Origin of the sequence: Pseudogemmobacter lacusdianii (genome assembly GCF_030848395.1) — a bacterium.
GTDB lineage: Bacteria > Pseudomonadota > Alphaproteobacteria > Rhodobacterales > Rhodobacteraceae > Pseudogemmobacter > Pseudogemmobacter lacusdianii.
The window spans coordinates 86786-99941 of the sequence record NZ_JAVDBT010000003.1; the positions used below are offsets into that span (position 1 = coordinate 86786).

The 13156-nt window shown below is 61.3% G+C and carries 15 protein-coding genes; 11 read left to right on the forward strand and 4 right to left on the reverse strand.

Annotated elements, in window-relative coordinates:
* Nucleotides 1-113 precede the first annotated feature (113 nt).
* The 3 genes from Q9295_RS03590 to Q9295_RS03600 are packed head-to-tail and all read left to right on the forward strand — an operon-like array spanning nt 114 to nt 2211.
* Nucleotides 114-1238 carry a bifunctional 2-C-methyl-D-erythritol 4-phosphate cytidylyltransferase/2-C-methyl-D-erythritol 2,4-cyclodiphosphate synthase gene (locus Q9295_RS03590; protein ID WP_306679135.1) on the forward strand — a complete coding sequence of 375 codons (1125 nt, stop codon included), beginning with the start codon at nt 114-116 and terminating at the stop codon, nt 1236-1238.
* Complete coding sequence (locus Q9295_RS03595) at nt 1235-1735, forward strand: phosphatidylglycerophosphatase A family protein (protein ID WP_306679136.1); 501 nt, start codon at nt 1235-1237, stop codon at nt 1733-1735. The genes Q9295_RS03590 and Q9295_RS03595 overlap by 4 nt, the downstream gene beginning before the upstream one ends.
* Nucleotides 1732-2211 carry a CinA family protein gene (locus Q9295_RS03600; protein ID WP_306679137.1) on the forward strand — a complete coding sequence of 160 codons (480 nt, stop codon included), beginning with the start codon at nt 1732-1734 and terminating at the stop codon, nt 2209-2211. The genes Q9295_RS03595 and Q9295_RS03600 overlap by 4 nt, the downstream gene beginning before the upstream one ends.
* 147 nt (nt 2212-2358) lie before the next feature.
* Here Q9295_RS03600 and Q9295_RS03605 read toward each other — a convergent pair whose 3' ends face one another.
* A complete protein-coding gene (locus Q9295_RS03605; protein WP_306679138.1) occupies nt 2359-2820 on the reverse strand; it encodes a type II toxin-antitoxin system RatA family toxin in 462 nt (153 codons plus the stop codon).
* Between the two features lie 138 nt (nt 2821-2958).
* Here Q9295_RS03605 and hpt point away from each other — a divergent pair, with 138 nt between their 5' ends.
* The 4 genes from hpt to Q9295_RS03625 all read left to right on the forward strand — a co-directional run bounded on the left by hpt (nt 2959) and on the right by Q9295_RS03625 (nt 5857).
* Complete coding sequence (gene hpt / locus Q9295_RS03610; protein WP_306679139.1) at nt 2959-3513, forward strand: hypoxanthine phosphoribosyltransferase; 555 nt, start codon at nt 2959-2961, stop codon at nt 3511-3513.
* A complete protein-coding gene (locus Q9295_RS03615; RefSeq protein ID WP_306679140.1) occupies nt 3510-3677 on the forward strand; it encodes a hypothetical protein in 168 nt (55 codons plus the stop codon). Before hpt ends, Q9295_RS03615 begins: the two co-directional genes overlap by 4 nt.
* A 96-nt stretch (nt 3678-3773) precedes the next feature.
* Nucleotides 3774-4670: a c-type cytochrome gene (locus Q9295_RS03620; protein WP_306679141.1), complete on the forward strand. Its 897-nt coding sequence runs from the start codon at nt 3774-3776 to the stop codon at nt 4668-4670.
* A gap of 242 nt (nt 4671-4912) precedes the next feature.
* A complete protein-coding gene (locus tag Q9295_RS03625; RefSeq protein ID WP_306679142.1) occupies nt 4913-5857 on the forward strand; it encodes a porin in 945 nt (314 codons plus the stop codon).
* 77 nt (nt 5858-5934) lie between these two features.
* On the opposite strand, the gene lipA is transcribed toward Q9295_RS03625, so the two are convergent.
* Entirely contained in the window at nt 5935-6921 is a 987-nt protein-coding gene (gene lipA / locus Q9295_RS03630) for a lipoyl synthase (protein WP_373457419.1), read from the reverse strand.
* A 90-nt stretch (nt 6922-7011) separates the two neighbouring features.
* On the opposite strand from lipA, the gene Q9295_RS03635 reads away from it, so the two are divergent.
* Entirely contained in the window at nt 7012-7695 is a 684-nt protein-coding gene (locus tag Q9295_RS03635) for an MIP family channel protein (protein WP_306679144.1), read from the forward strand.
* A gap of 63 nt (nt 7696-7758) precedes the next feature.
* Here Q9295_RS03635 and Q9295_RS03640 read toward each other — a convergent pair whose 3' ends face one another.
* A complete protein-coding gene (locus tag Q9295_RS03640; protein ID WP_306679145.1) occupies nt 7759-8865 on the reverse strand; it encodes a DUF6456 domain-containing protein in 1107 nt (368 codons plus the stop codon).
* A 286-nt stretch (nt 8866-9151) separates the two neighbouring features.
* On the opposite strand from Q9295_RS03640, the gene Q9295_RS03645 reads away from it, so the two are divergent.
* On the forward strand, nt 9152-9436 hold the full coding sequence (locus Q9295_RS03645) for a DUF6477 family protein (protein WP_306679146.1): 285 nt from the start codon (nt 9152-9154) through the stop codon (nt 9434-9436).
* Nucleotides 9437-9524: 88 nt separating this feature from the next.
* Here Q9295_RS03645 and Q9295_RS03650 read toward each other — a convergent pair whose 3' ends face one another.
* The gene (locus Q9295_RS03650) at nt 9525-11087 is read right to left on the reverse strand and encodes a trimethylamine methyltransferase family protein (protein ID WP_306679345.1); all 1563 of its coding nucleotides are present in this window, start codon (nt 11085-11087) and stop codon (nt 9525-9527) included.
* Nucleotides 11088-11266: 179 nt separating this feature from the next.
* On the opposite strand from Q9295_RS03650, the gene guaA reads away from it, so the two are divergent.
* Complete coding sequence (gene guaA / locus Q9295_RS03655; protein ID WP_306679147.1) at nt 11267-12826, forward strand: glutamine-hydrolyzing GMP synthase; 1560 nt, start codon at nt 11267-11269, stop codon at nt 12824-12826.
* A gap of 22 nt (nt 12827-12848) precedes the next feature.
* On the forward strand, nt 12849-13121 hold the full coding sequence (locus tag Q9295_RS03660) for a putative quinol monooxygenase (RefSeq protein ID WP_306679148.1): 273 nt from the start codon (nt 12849-12851) through the stop codon (nt 13119-13121).
* Nucleotides 13122-13156 lie beyond the last annotated feature (35 nt).

The window sequence follows — 13156 nt, forward strand, 5'->3', positions numbered from 1 at the left end:
ATGCGCGATTTGCGGCAGATGCACAAATATTAGGCGATGGCGCTGAAATAAGCGGCGCGTTGAAAGCGGGCACGGCTTGGCCTAGGAAGGCAACACCGATCAAAGGAGGCGCCATGAGCACGGCCGTCATCATCGTCGCCGCCGGACGCGGCAGCCGCGCCGGGGGCGATTTGCCCAAGCAATGGCAAAGCCTTGCCGGAAAATCTGTGCTGGAACATACGGTTGCGCAGTTTGGCGCCATGCAGATCGTGCTGGTGATCCACCCCGAGGACCGCGTGCGTGCCGCAGCGCTTTTCCCCGAGCTAACCTTGGTCCATGGCGGCGAGACGCGGGCGCAAAGCGTGCTCAACGCCTTGGCCGCGCTGGAAGGCTCACAAGTGGACCGCGTCCTCATCCATGACGGCGCCCGCCCCTTCGTGTCGCAAGCGGTGATCACCCGTGTGATCGCGGCACTCGATCATCACCCTGCCGCCGCCCCTGCCTTGGTGGTCTCGGACGCACTGTGGCGCGGCGAGGCTGGACTTGTGCAGGGCACCCAAGACCGCGCCGGGCTTTACCGCGCGCAAACCCCGCAAGGCTTCCGCTTCCCCGAGATCTTGGCCGCGCATCGCGCCCATCCCGGTGGCGCCTTGGACGATGTCGAGGTTGCCCGCGCCGCAGGGCTTGACGTTGCCATTGTCGAGGGCGACGAGGAGAATATGAAACTCACCTACCCCGGCGATTTCGCCAAGGGAGAGGCTTTGCTGAAGGGTCGCAAGATGGATCTGCGCGTGGGGAATGGCTATGATGTGCATGCCTTTTGTGAGGGCGATCACCTCTGGCTTTGCGGGGTAAAGATCCCTCATTCGAAAGGCTTGCTGGGACATTCCGATGCTGATGTTGGCATGCACGCTTTGACCGACGCGATTTATGGCGCGCTGGCCGAAGGCGATATCGGCCGCCATTTCCCCCCCTCGGACCCGCAATGGAAAGGCGCTGCGAGCCATATCTTCTTGGCCCATGCGATCGCCTTGGCGCGGGAGAAGGGCTATCAGCTGGCCAATTGCGATGTGACCTTGGTTTGCGAATATCCCAAGATCGGCCCGCATGCGCTGAATATGGCGGCCGAGCTTGCCCGGATCATGGGGGTCGAGACCAGCCGTGTCAGCGTTAAGGCCACCACCTCCGAGCGTCTGGGCTTCACGGGCCGCGAAGAGGGCATCGCCAGCATCGCCACCTGCGCTTTGGTGAAAGCATGAACCGGGCCATCGCGACCTTTTTCTACATCGGCCATCTGCGCCCGGCCCCCGGCACTTGGGGCTCGCTCGCCGCCGCCGTCTTGGGCGTTTTGGCCTATCAATGCGGCGCGGGCTGGCTGGTGCCTCTGGGCGCGGTGCTTGCGACGATTTTGGGCTTCTGGGCGGTGCCGCTTTACTTGCAAAGCAGCGCCTCGTCGGACCCCTCCGAGGTGGTGATCGATGAGGTCGCGGGGCTGTGGCTGGCGATGAGCTTCCCCGTGATCCCACTGATGATGCGCGGCGTGGAGATGGGCTTTTTCTCCGGCGCTTGGCCGGGTTGGGTGGCGCCCTTCCTGCTGTTCCGGCTTTTCGACATCTGGAAACCTTGGCTCGTCGGCCGGGCAGATCGGCGCGGCGATGCGGCGGGGGTGATGCTTGATGACCTTTGGGCTGGGCTTTTCGCGGGGATCGGCTCGATCCTTCTCGCAGCACTCTACCATGTGGTGCTTTTCGCATGATCGCCGAGGCGCTGGCCCGTGAGGTGCTCGCCTTGGCCCGCGCGCGCGGTCTGCGGATTGCCACGGCGGAAAGCTGCACCGGCGGGATGGTCGCGGCGGCGCTGACGGATGTGGCAGGCTCATCGGATGTGTTCGATCGCGGCTTTGTCACCTATTCCAACGCCGCCAAAGAGGCTGTGCTGGGCGTCCTACCCGCCACCCTCGCCGCCCATGGCGCGGTCTCTGAAGCTGTTGCGGCTGAGATGGCGTCCGGCGCGCAGCGCAATTCGCTTGCTGAACTCACGGTCGCCACCACCGGCATCGCCGGCCCCGGCGGAAGTGAATATAAACCCGAAGGCCGGGTCTGCTTTGGCCTCAGCCTTGGAGGCCAGACTCAGGTCGAAACGATCGACTTCGGCCCGCTTGGCCGCGCGGAGGTGCGCCTTGCGGCCACGCAACACGCTTTGCAGCTTTTGCAGCGCGCCCTGACCGCCTGAGCCACCTTGAACTTCGGTCGGATGCCTCCGGCGGGGATATTTTTATTCTGAAAGAAATCCCCTCTTTCAGAACTTAAATATCCTCGGGGGGAGGCCCTGCATAGCAGGGCCGTGGGGGGCGAAGCGCCCCCGCTTCTTCAAAATAACCTATTTCGCGCCGTAAAGCGTGGCGGCGCGGGTCTCAAAGGCGCGCACGATGCGCTGCATCGCCTCGTTGAAGACAAGGCCGATGATGCCTTGCAGGATCGCATTGCGGAATTCGAAATCGACGAAGAACTCGACCTCAGAGCCGCCGCCCTCTGTCTCGGGCAAATCCCGGAAGCTCCAGGTCGAGCGCATGTATTTGAACGGGCCATCCAAATACTCGGTGAGGATTTTCCCCTCGCCCGGCAAAAGCGTCACTCGGCTGGCAAAGCGCTCGCGGAAGACCTTGAAGCTGATCACCAGATCAGCCTCCATCACCTCACCGCCCTCAACCGGCAGGCGCGAACGGATGCGCGCGGCCGAGTTCCAAGGCAGAAACTCGGGGTAGCGGGCGACATCGGCGACCAGATCATAGATCTGGGCAGCGGTGTAAGGCAGACGGCGTTTTTCGTGATGGGTGGGCATTTTGGTCTTTCCGGCTTCCCTGCTGATTTGGCCTGCGTGACTGCGAAGTTCAAGCGCCTGTGCCGGATAACGCTGCGCGAGGCTTGCATTGTGGCGCTGATGGCGCAAGGAAGGAGCGCGAACCAATTGAGGTGCAGGATGACCGATACCCCGCCGCGTTATGTGATCGACCAGATGATCAGCGCCAAATCCATCGCGGCCCGGGTCGAGGCCTTGGCGCGCGAGATCACGGCGCATTACCAAGATTCCGAGAAACTGGTGGTGGTCGGGCTCTTGCGCGGCTCTTTCGTCTTCATCGCCGATCTGGTGCGCGAGATCGATCTGCCGGTCGAGGTCGACTTCCTTGAGGCCAGCTCCTACGGCGACGGCATGCAATCGAGCCGCGAGGTCCGCATCCTGAAGGATTTGCGCGGCGAGATCGCGGGCCGCGATGTGCTGGTGGTGGAAGACATCGTCGACACCGGCTTCACCTTGCACCATGTGAAAAACCTTCTCCTCTCGCGTGAGCCGCGGCGTTTGGAGATCTGCGCTTTGCTTGACAAACCCTCGCGCCGCGAGGTGCCGATCAAGGCGACATGGACCGGCTTTGACATCCCCGATGAATTCGTCGTCGGCTATGGCATTGATTACGCACAGCGCAATCGCAACCTGCCCTTTATCGGCAAGGTGCGCTTCCCCGACGCCGAGGCATGAACCCGCGCTGGCTGATGAAGGCCAAGCGTTGGGCACAGAATCCGCCCTCGGCGCGACAGGTTGTATTTTACGGGGCAATCTTGGCGCTTTGTCTGGCGGTGGCGGGCTTTGAATGGTTCTTCGGCTGGCCCGAGGCGCTGACGCCCGCGCGGTTGCGTCCCTAAAACCGTCGCGCCGCCCAATCGCCGCGCATGAGGTGAGCTTGGCGCAGACAGCAGCGGAGCGATCCGCTATCCTAAGCGCAGCGAAAGGGAGCCACCATGCGATTGCTACGTAACTTTATGATTCTCTGCGGTATTTCTGCGGCGGGCCTTTACTGGTGGACCTTGCCCGCCCCCTTAGACGCCTCGGCGATGGCCGGGCTGACAGGCGATGCGACCCGTGGTGAGGCGGTGTTCCACGCAACGGGCTGCGCCTCTTGCCATACCGCGCCCGGCGCCTCGGACAGTGATGAGCTGGTGTTGGCGGGTGGGCAGCGTTTTGCCTCGCCCTTTGGCACTTTCCTTGCGCCCAACATCAGCCAAGACAAAGCGCATGGCATTGGCGATTGGAGCGCGTTGGATCTGGCCAATGCGCTGACACGCGGTGTGTCGCGCGGGGGCGAGCATCTTTATCCGGCCCTGCCCTATGCCTCATATGCCAAGTTGGCCTTGCAAGATGTGGCGGATTTGCATGTCTATCTGCAAAGCCTGCCCGCCGATCCCACCCCCAGCCAGCCACATGAGATTGGCTTTCCCTTCAACATCCGCATGGCGCTTGGCGGATGGAAGCTGCTGTTCTTGAGTAACGACTGGGCGGTTGCGGGCAATCTGACCCCGACCGAGGATCGCGGCCGCTATCTTGTTGAGGCAATGGGGCATTGCGGTGAATGCCACACCCCCCGCAATGCGCTTGGTGGAATGGACCGCAGCCGTTGGTTGGCGGGGGCCGAGGACGCTTCAGACCCGACTGGCGTGGCGCGGGTGCCGAATATCACCCCAGCCAAGCTGAGCTGGTCCGAAGATGAAATTGCCTATTACATGCAAAGCGGCTTTACGCCGGATTACGACTCGGTTGGCGGCCATATGGCACATGTGGTGGCGAACTTTGCACGCCTGCCGGTTGAGGATTCCAAAGCCGTAGCGGCCTATCTTAAGCGGGTGCCGGCGGTCGAATAAAGCCGCAGCTTTCTGCTGCGTGAACCCCTGATAAGGCGGCCTTTCATGGCCGCCTTTTCTTCGGCGAAAGCAGCTGTGTTAGATATATCAAAGAGTTGCCTTTAATTGCTGTTGGCACGTTCTTGTCTATCCCGTTGCAGAGCTTTGAGGGTACAACTGACGTCATCACACGCAGGAGTTGAACCTTGTCTTTGACGTGCCTTCCCCGCCTCACAGGTCTTGCCTTGGGCCTTAGCTTTTCGATGCTCCCGTTTTCTGCCAGCGCAGAAGGTCTGGAACTCGCCCCCGGATTGACGCTCACCGGCGATGTGATGCTGCAACACAGCGTTGACGCCTATTACGAATATACCGATATCATCGCCGATCTGCGTCTGTTCTGGCGTCCGGTCACCGACACGTCCTTTAGCTTTGGCATCGAGGCCAGCACCGATAGCTTCATCGGTCTGCATGAGGATTGGAGCGATAACGGTCTTTATGCAGCTGCAGTCTTCGGGTTTGAGGGCTATGATTTGCGCATCGGCGCACCGCGCCCGGTCAGCGATACGATGGCCTTGCTGCCGCCCCTTGGCGCCTATCGCTATGTCAGCTTGGGTGTGGAAACGCTGCATGGATCGGTTGTGCGGGGGAACGCCCGTTGGGATGACCGTTTCACTCCGGGCCTATCGCTGCAAAGCAACACGGACGGTGCTTTCGCTTGGGGACTCTCGGCGCATAAATCCAGCTACGCGGACCAAGGCTACCGCGTTGATGTGCCAGTGGTCGAAGCGGTCGCGCAATATAGCTTTGGCGATCTGACGCTGGGCGCGCAGATTGTGCATACGCGCATGGACGATGGTGAGGCTGATCAGGAATATCCCTTTGCAGTGGGGGTATCGGGAACCTCAGCCATGATCGGGATGCGTTATGCCAAGAATGGCTGGCTCCTTGGCTTGGCGCATGGCAAAGCCGACACTGGCGACGCCGAGCAAAATTTCTCGCGCGTGCATGGATCTTATGATTTTGGCAACGGCCTGACGCTTTATGCTGATCTGACCAAAGCTGACCGGCTCTATGAGGACGATCCGTCGGGATACCAAGTGCTGGGCGCCCAATACCGCTTTGCAAACGGCTTCTATCTGGAAGCGGGCGTGACGCATGATCGTGGTGAATACACCCATAAGACCATTGCCGCAGGTTATAAGTTCTGACACGCAACGCTTAGGTTTTGAATAAAAAAAGGCGCCAGAGTGGCGCCTTTTTTCGATCACATGAGAAGCGATGCCGCTTATGCGCGCCCCAGCTTTTGCAGACGTGCCTCGCGCAACCGGGCGAAATCGTCGCCTGCGTGGTAGCTGGACCGCGTCAAAGGTGTCGCCGAGACCATCAAGAAGCCTTTGCCATAAGCGGCTTTTTCATAGGCTTTGAACTCATCCGGTGTAACAAAACGGTCGACCCGGTGGTGTTTGGGCGTCGGCTGCAGATATTGTCCGATGGTCAGGAAATCGACATCCGCCGCGCGCATGTCATCCATCACCTGCAAGACGCCGGCGCGATCTTCGCCCAAGCCGACCATGATGCCGGATTTGGTGAACATCGTCGGGTCAAGCTCTTTGACCTTTTGCAAAAGCCGCAGCGAGTGGAAATAGCGCGCGCCGGGGCGCACCTCGAGGTAAAGCCCGGGCACGGTTTCCAAATTGTGGTTCAGCACATCGGGCCGCGCTTCAACCACCGTCTCCAAAGCGCCGGGGGCGGCTTTTAGGAAATCGGGGATCAGCACCTCAATCGTGGTGCCGGGGCTGCGGTGGCGGATGGCGCGGATCGTCTGAGCGAAATGCTCGGCACCACCATCGGTCAGGTCATCGCGGTCGACAGAGGTCACCACAACGTGGTTCAGCGACAGCTCCGAGACCGCATGTGCCACGCGGCCCGGCTCGAAGAGATCCAGCGCATTGGGCTTGCCGGTGGCGACGTTGCAGAAGGTGCAGCCACGGGTGCAGATCTCGCCCATGATCATCATGGTGGCATGGCCTTGCGACCAGCATTCGCCAACGTTGGGGCAACCCGCCTCTTCGCAGACCGTGACCAGCTTTTTCTCTTTGAGAATAGCGCGGGTCTGCTTGTAGCCCTCGGAGTTGGGCGCGCGCACGCGAATCCAATCGGGCTTCTTGGGCTGCGCCTGATCGGCCCGATGGGCCTTTTCGGGATGGCGTTGTTCCGGAAGGCTGAGGTCTCGCACAGAATTTTCCCCCTGCAATGCTCTCTTTATGCTCATACTGCTGGGAAAGGATCAAGGCCATGCCCGACCTGCCTGCTGCAAAGGCGCGTCAGGGGGCGGCAGATGGCGACAACGAGGGGTCTTAACATGAAGAAATTTATTGCAGAGACGATGGGCACAGCCATTTTGGTGCTCTTTGGGTGCGGGGCTGCGGTGATCGCAGGTGCCGATGGTACCACCGGGATCGGGCTTGCGGGGATCAGTCTGGCCTTTGGCCTGGCGATCGTCGCTGCGGCCTACGGTTTGGGCGCGATCTCGGGCGCGCATTTGAACCCTGCGGTCTCGCTCGGCGCACTGATGGCCGGTCGGATGCCTGCGGCCGAGTTCGTCAGCTATGTGATCGCACAGATCCTTGGCGCGGTGATCGGCGCATTGCTGCTTTACCTCATTGCTTCGGGTTCTGCGGGCTGGACCGGCGGGCTGGGGCAGAACGGCTATGGGGCGGGTTATATGGGCGAATACAGCCTGACTTCGGCGCTGGTGTTTGAGTTCGTGATGACCTTCATCTTCGTCACCGTCATCCTGGGCGCCACCCAGCCGGGCGCTGCAACCGCTTTTGCAGGTCTTGCAATTGGTCTGACGCTGGCAGCAATCCACCTTGTCGGCATCAAGGTGACGGGCGTTTCGGTGAACCCTGCCCGCTCGATCGGTCCGGCGCTCTTTGCTGGCGGCGCGGCTTTGTCGCAGCTTTGGGTCTTCATCGCAGCCCCGCTTTTGGGCGGCGCTTTGGCAGGGATCGTGCATAAAGCGGGCCTGACCCGCGCCGATTAAATCGGGCTGATCCGCAAGGCAAAAGGGGCGCAGCATTCTGCGCCCCTCTTCCATTTGGCCCCTTCAACCAATCAGCGGGCCTGCGCGGCCATAGCGCGCATCGTAATGCCGCCGCAGCCGCATCAGCGCGATGCGTAAGACGATCTTGCCCGAGCGCGCCGCCCAGCCCATGCGCTTTTCGGCCATCTCGATGCCTTCCAAAAAGCAGCAAACCCGCAAAGCGACATCCCCCAACCCGGGGCCAAGGTCGTGCAACGCCTCGGCGACACGCTCACGGGCACGGGCCGAGCCGCCACCCGCCCCATCACTGCGAAAGCTGCCGCGCTCGCCTCCTGTCAAGAATCGCTCCCAATTTTGCGCCACGCGCGGGCCCATTTGGGCCAGCTCAAAATCTTCGCGCAACCGTTCGGCCGCTTCGACCAAGGCGCTGTCGAGAAAAGGTTTGCCGTCTTTGTCGCGCCGCCGGCCCAAGATAGAGACCGGGCTTTCGGCAAGGTTGGAGCGGATACGCCGCGCCCCGCCCGGCTCACTCACTTGCCGTTCGCCCCAGATCCGATGCTGGTCGGCAAAGTTCGCCTGCGCTTCGGCCATACCTAGCGGAGCCGATTGCCGGCGCAGGTCCTCCTCATCAATCATCCGCTTCAACGCCATGCGCCCGGCTTGGGTGATCTCATAGGTCGAGATCCGCCCCGCCTTGCGGCATTGGATCCAGTCCTTCAGCGCAAAGGCCTGCGCCACCGCCCGGTCCACGATGGCCGTGCGCGAGGACCGACCGTCCGCCAATTCGCGCATCACCACCGCCTTCTCCATGTCGGCGGCAATCGCCATCACCGCCCCGGGTTCGACCAACCGGCGCAGCACACGTCGCCCCTCACGCATCAAGGTGTCCTCATCGGTGAGCGGCTCGGTTTCGGGCGCCATGAGCGGGTGCCGCGTCTGGTGGTGGGGGGCCGGTGTGATGGTCATCTTGGCAACGTCCTTCTGCACAGGGCTTTGAGAGGGAAGCAGGCCACGACCGAGCCGCGTTAAAGCTTCATCCATCAAAGGGTCGTCCCGGCGCAGTTCAAACCGCCGCACTTGCCGCATCACGGTCGAGGCATTCAGCCCTGCCGCGCGCGCCAGCGCCCGGATCGAGACCCCATCCTCGGTATGGCTAAGATAGTGTTTCACCCGTTCGGGAAGCCATTCAGGAAGGCGGTCTCTCAGCGGATGTGCTGCGCGATGGGCCAAGTCGGTCACCTGTCTTGCATCGAGGCCTAAGGAAGCGGATGCGTCCGACGAGAACGGACGCAACCCATGGATGAAATCGTTACATCTTGGTTAATCGTGGCGATAATGCAGATAATTCTAGCGGTTTCTTAAAGGTTTGAGAAACTTCCGCGCGCTCGAAAGGCGCAAAATGCAACGTTAGGTTGCGCTCTGTCAGACTGGTCGGCCTGCAATCGGAGGCCTGATCATGCGCGACAGTGAACGTCTTCTCACAACACTACGCCGCCCTGCCCTTTTGATGCGCGCAGCACGGCTTGGGCTGCAAAGCTATCAACGCAGCCGCTGGCTTCGGCGTCTCGCAGCGGAAGAACCCTGCCACGAGCGTATGTTAGAGCATTTGATGCGCAGCGAGGCGGCTTGGGAGGAAACCAGGAGACGCGGTGACGCGGGCTATTCCGTGGCGCGGCATCTGGAAGTGTTGATCGCCCTTTTGGCCGAAACGCGGGCTTTGCGCGCAGCCCTGCCCGGCTGAAACGCAAAACGCCCGCGCCAGTCAGGGCGCGGGCGTTTGCTACGTCTGGGAACCCGGCCCAAAGGCCAGTGCCCCAAAAACCTTAAGATCACATGAAAGCGTCAGGCATCGAGGCTTTGCGCTGCGTCACATAGGCCTCAAGCTCTTCTTTCTTGCCAGCGTCGATGTCAGGCGCTTGATAATCGGCCAGAAGCTTCTTCACGCGGGCAGATGCCAGCGCTTGGGTATCGCGTGCGCCTTCATCTTCCCAAGTCTCATAGGGCTTGTAGTCCAGAACTTCGCTGCGCCAGAAAGCGGTTTTGAAGTTGGCTTGGGTGTGCTCGCAGCCAAGGTAGTGGCCGCCCGGACCGACCTCACGGATCGCATCCATTGCTTGGCCATTGGTATCGATCGCCACGCCCTGGGCCAGATGGTGCAAGGTGCCCAGCTGATCGGCATCCATCACGAATTTCTCGTAAGACGAGACCAGACCGCCTTCGAGCCAGCCGCAAGCGTGCAGCATGAAGTTCACGCCCGACATCAGACCCATGTTGAGGCTGTTGGCCGATTCGTAACCCGCCTGCGCATCAGGCAGTTTCGAGCCGCAGAAGCCACCCGCCGAGCGATAAGGCAGCCCCAGACGGCGCACCAGTTGACCGGTGCCATAGGTGATATGGCTGGCTTCCGGGGTGCCAAAGGTCGGCGCGCCCGAATTCATGTCGATCGAGGTCACAAAGGCGCCCGCGATCACCGGTGAGCCTGCGCGCACCAGCTGGCTATAGGCGACACCGGCCAGAATCTCGGCCAGAACTTGCGTCAAAGTGCCCGCAACCGTCACCGGCGCCATCGCACCGCCGACGATGAAGGGCGAGACGATGGAGGCTTGGTTGTTCGAGGCATAGACCTCCAAAGCGCCCATCATGATCCCGTCGAAAGTCATCGGCGAGTTGATGTTGATGAGCGAGGTCATTACCGTGTTTTGGTCAACGAAATCATTGCCAAACAGGATCTTCGACATATCGACCGAATCCTGCGCCCGGCTCGGCTCGGTCACAGAGCCCATGTAGGGCTTATCCGACAAAGTCATATGCGCCAGCAGCATGTCGAGGTGGCGCTTGTTCACCGGAATATCGGTCGGCTCGCACACCGTGCCGCCCGAATGGTGCAGCCATTTCGACATATAGCCGAGCTTCACGAAATTGCGGAAATCCTCGATCGTGGCATAGCGGCGGCCACCTTCGGCATCGCGCACGAAGGGCGGGCCGTAGACCGGTGCCAGCACCAGACCATTGCCGCCGATATCGACATTGCGGGCCGCATTGCGGGCGTGTTGGGTGAACTTCGACGGCGCGGTCGAGCAAAGCTTGCGCGCAAGGCCACGCGGGATATGCACCCGCTCGCCGCGCACATCGGCGCCGGCATCGCGCCAACGCCGCAAAGCGGCTTCGTTTTCCACGAAGTTGACGCCGATCTCTTCCAGCACCGTCTCGGCATTATATTCGATGATCTGAAGCGCTTCTTCGTTCAGAATCTCGAAATTGGGGATGTTCCGCTCGATAAAGCGGGCGGTCTCGAAGCTGACAGCCGTGCGCTCGGCGCGGCGCGCCCCGCCGCCACCACCCCGTGCCCGGCGTCCACTCGTCTGTTCCGCTGCCACATCTAAATCGCCCATCATCGCCTCCAGCGCTGAAACCTTTGGCACCTTATGAACCCAAAGCTTTTCCGCCCGCCCCTCGTTTCCGTCGCATGCCCGCCAAAACCGACACGGCTCAACACCGAAAACGACGCCAAGACCCGCCGCGCTCTGCCTTGCCCTCTTGCGATTTGGCCCCTTGCGCGCTACGCGAGCGCATGACCCAGTCCCATGAACGCCTCCTGATCATCGACTTTGGTTCCCAGGTGACGCAGCTGATCGCGCGCCGCCTGCGTGAGCTGAACGTCTATTGCGAAATCCACCCCTATAACCGGGTGAATGATGCCTTCCTGCGCGACTTCGCGCCGAAGGCGGTCATCCTCTCGGGCGGGCCTGACAGCGTGACCCGCGAAGGATCGCCGCGCGCGCCGGAAGCTTTGTGGAGCTTTGGTGTCCCGGTCCTTGGGATCTGCTATGGTCAGCAGACCATGATGCAGCAACTGGGCGGGATGGTCGAAAGCGGCCATGGCACCGCCGAGTTTGGCCGCGCCTTCGTGACCCCTGCCAATGGCGATCTGTCGATCCTTGCGGGCTGGTTCGAAGAGGGCCGCGAGCAGGTCTGGATGAGCCACGGCGACCATGTCTCGCAGATCGCGCCGGGCTTTGAGGTCTATGGCACCTCGCCCAATGCGCCCTTTGCGGTGACGGCGGATGTGTCGCGCAACTTCTATGCCGTGCAGTTCCACCCCGAGGTGCACCACACCCCCAAAGGTGCGAAACTCTACGAGAACTTCATCAAACTCGCCGGTTTCAGCGGCGATTGGACCATGGCGGGCTACCGCGAGCAAGCCATTGCCGCGATCCGGGAACAGGTCGGTTCGGACCATGTGATCTGCGGGCTTTCGGGCGGCGTGGACAGCTCGGTCACCGCGATCTTGCTGCATGAGGCGATTGGCGACCAGCTGACCTGCGTCTTCGTGGACCACGGTCTTTTGCGCAAAAACGAAGCCGCCGATGTCGTGAAAATGTTCCGCGACAACTACAAGATCAAACTGATCGCGGCGGATGAGTCTGACCTCTTCCTCGGCGCGCTTGAGGGCGTCTCGGACCCCGAGGTGAAGCGCAAGACCATCGGCAAGCTCTTCATCGATGTGTTCCAGAAATACGCCAATGAGATCGAGGGCGCGAAGTTCCTTGCTCAAGGCACGCTTTATCCTGACGTGATCGAGTCGGTCTCCTTCTCGGGCGGGCCTTCGGTCACGATCAAATCGCACCACAATGTGGGCGGTCTGCCGGAGAAGATGGGCCTGAAGCTGGTCGAACCCCTGCGTGAGCTTTTCAAGGACGAGGTCCGCGCCTTGGGCCGCGAGCTTGGCCTGCCCGCTTCCTTCATCGGCCGCCACCCCTTCCCCGGTCCGGGTCTGGCGATCCGCTGCCCGGGTGAGATCACCCGCGAGAAGCTGGCGATCTTGCAAGAGGCCGATGCCGTCTACATCGACCAAATCCGCAAACACGGGCTTTATGACGAGATCTGGCAGGCTTTCGCCGCGATCTTGCCAATGAAAACCGTGGGCGTGATGGGCGACGGGCGCACCTATGACTATGCGGTGGCGATCCGTGCGGTGACCTCGGTCGATGGGATGACCGCCGACACCTACCCGTTCAGCCATGAATTCCTTGGCGAGACGATGACGCGAATCATCAATGAGGTGAAAGGCGTCAATCGGGTGTTCTACGATCTGACCTCGAAGCCGCCGGGCACGATTGAGCTCGAATAACGCGGGCAAAGGATTTCAGGCGATGATCACGCTGACGGGGTTGTTAATCTGTGCGAATGCAGAAGAGGCAGCTTTGGTGCGCGATCATCTGCCCGAGCATCGGCGTCTGACGCAGGATGAGATCGGCTGTTTGGCCTTTTCCGTCCAGCCGACCGAGGATCCGCTGATCTGGCAGGTCGATGAGGTTTTCACCGATAAAGCGGCCTTTGCCGCGCATCAGGCCCGCACGCGCGGGTCTGATTGGTTTAAAGCCACCGGCCATATTCGGCGCGATTATCAAATCACCGGGCTCTGAGCCTTTCGGCCCCAATAAGTTTGCGGCTCGGCCCT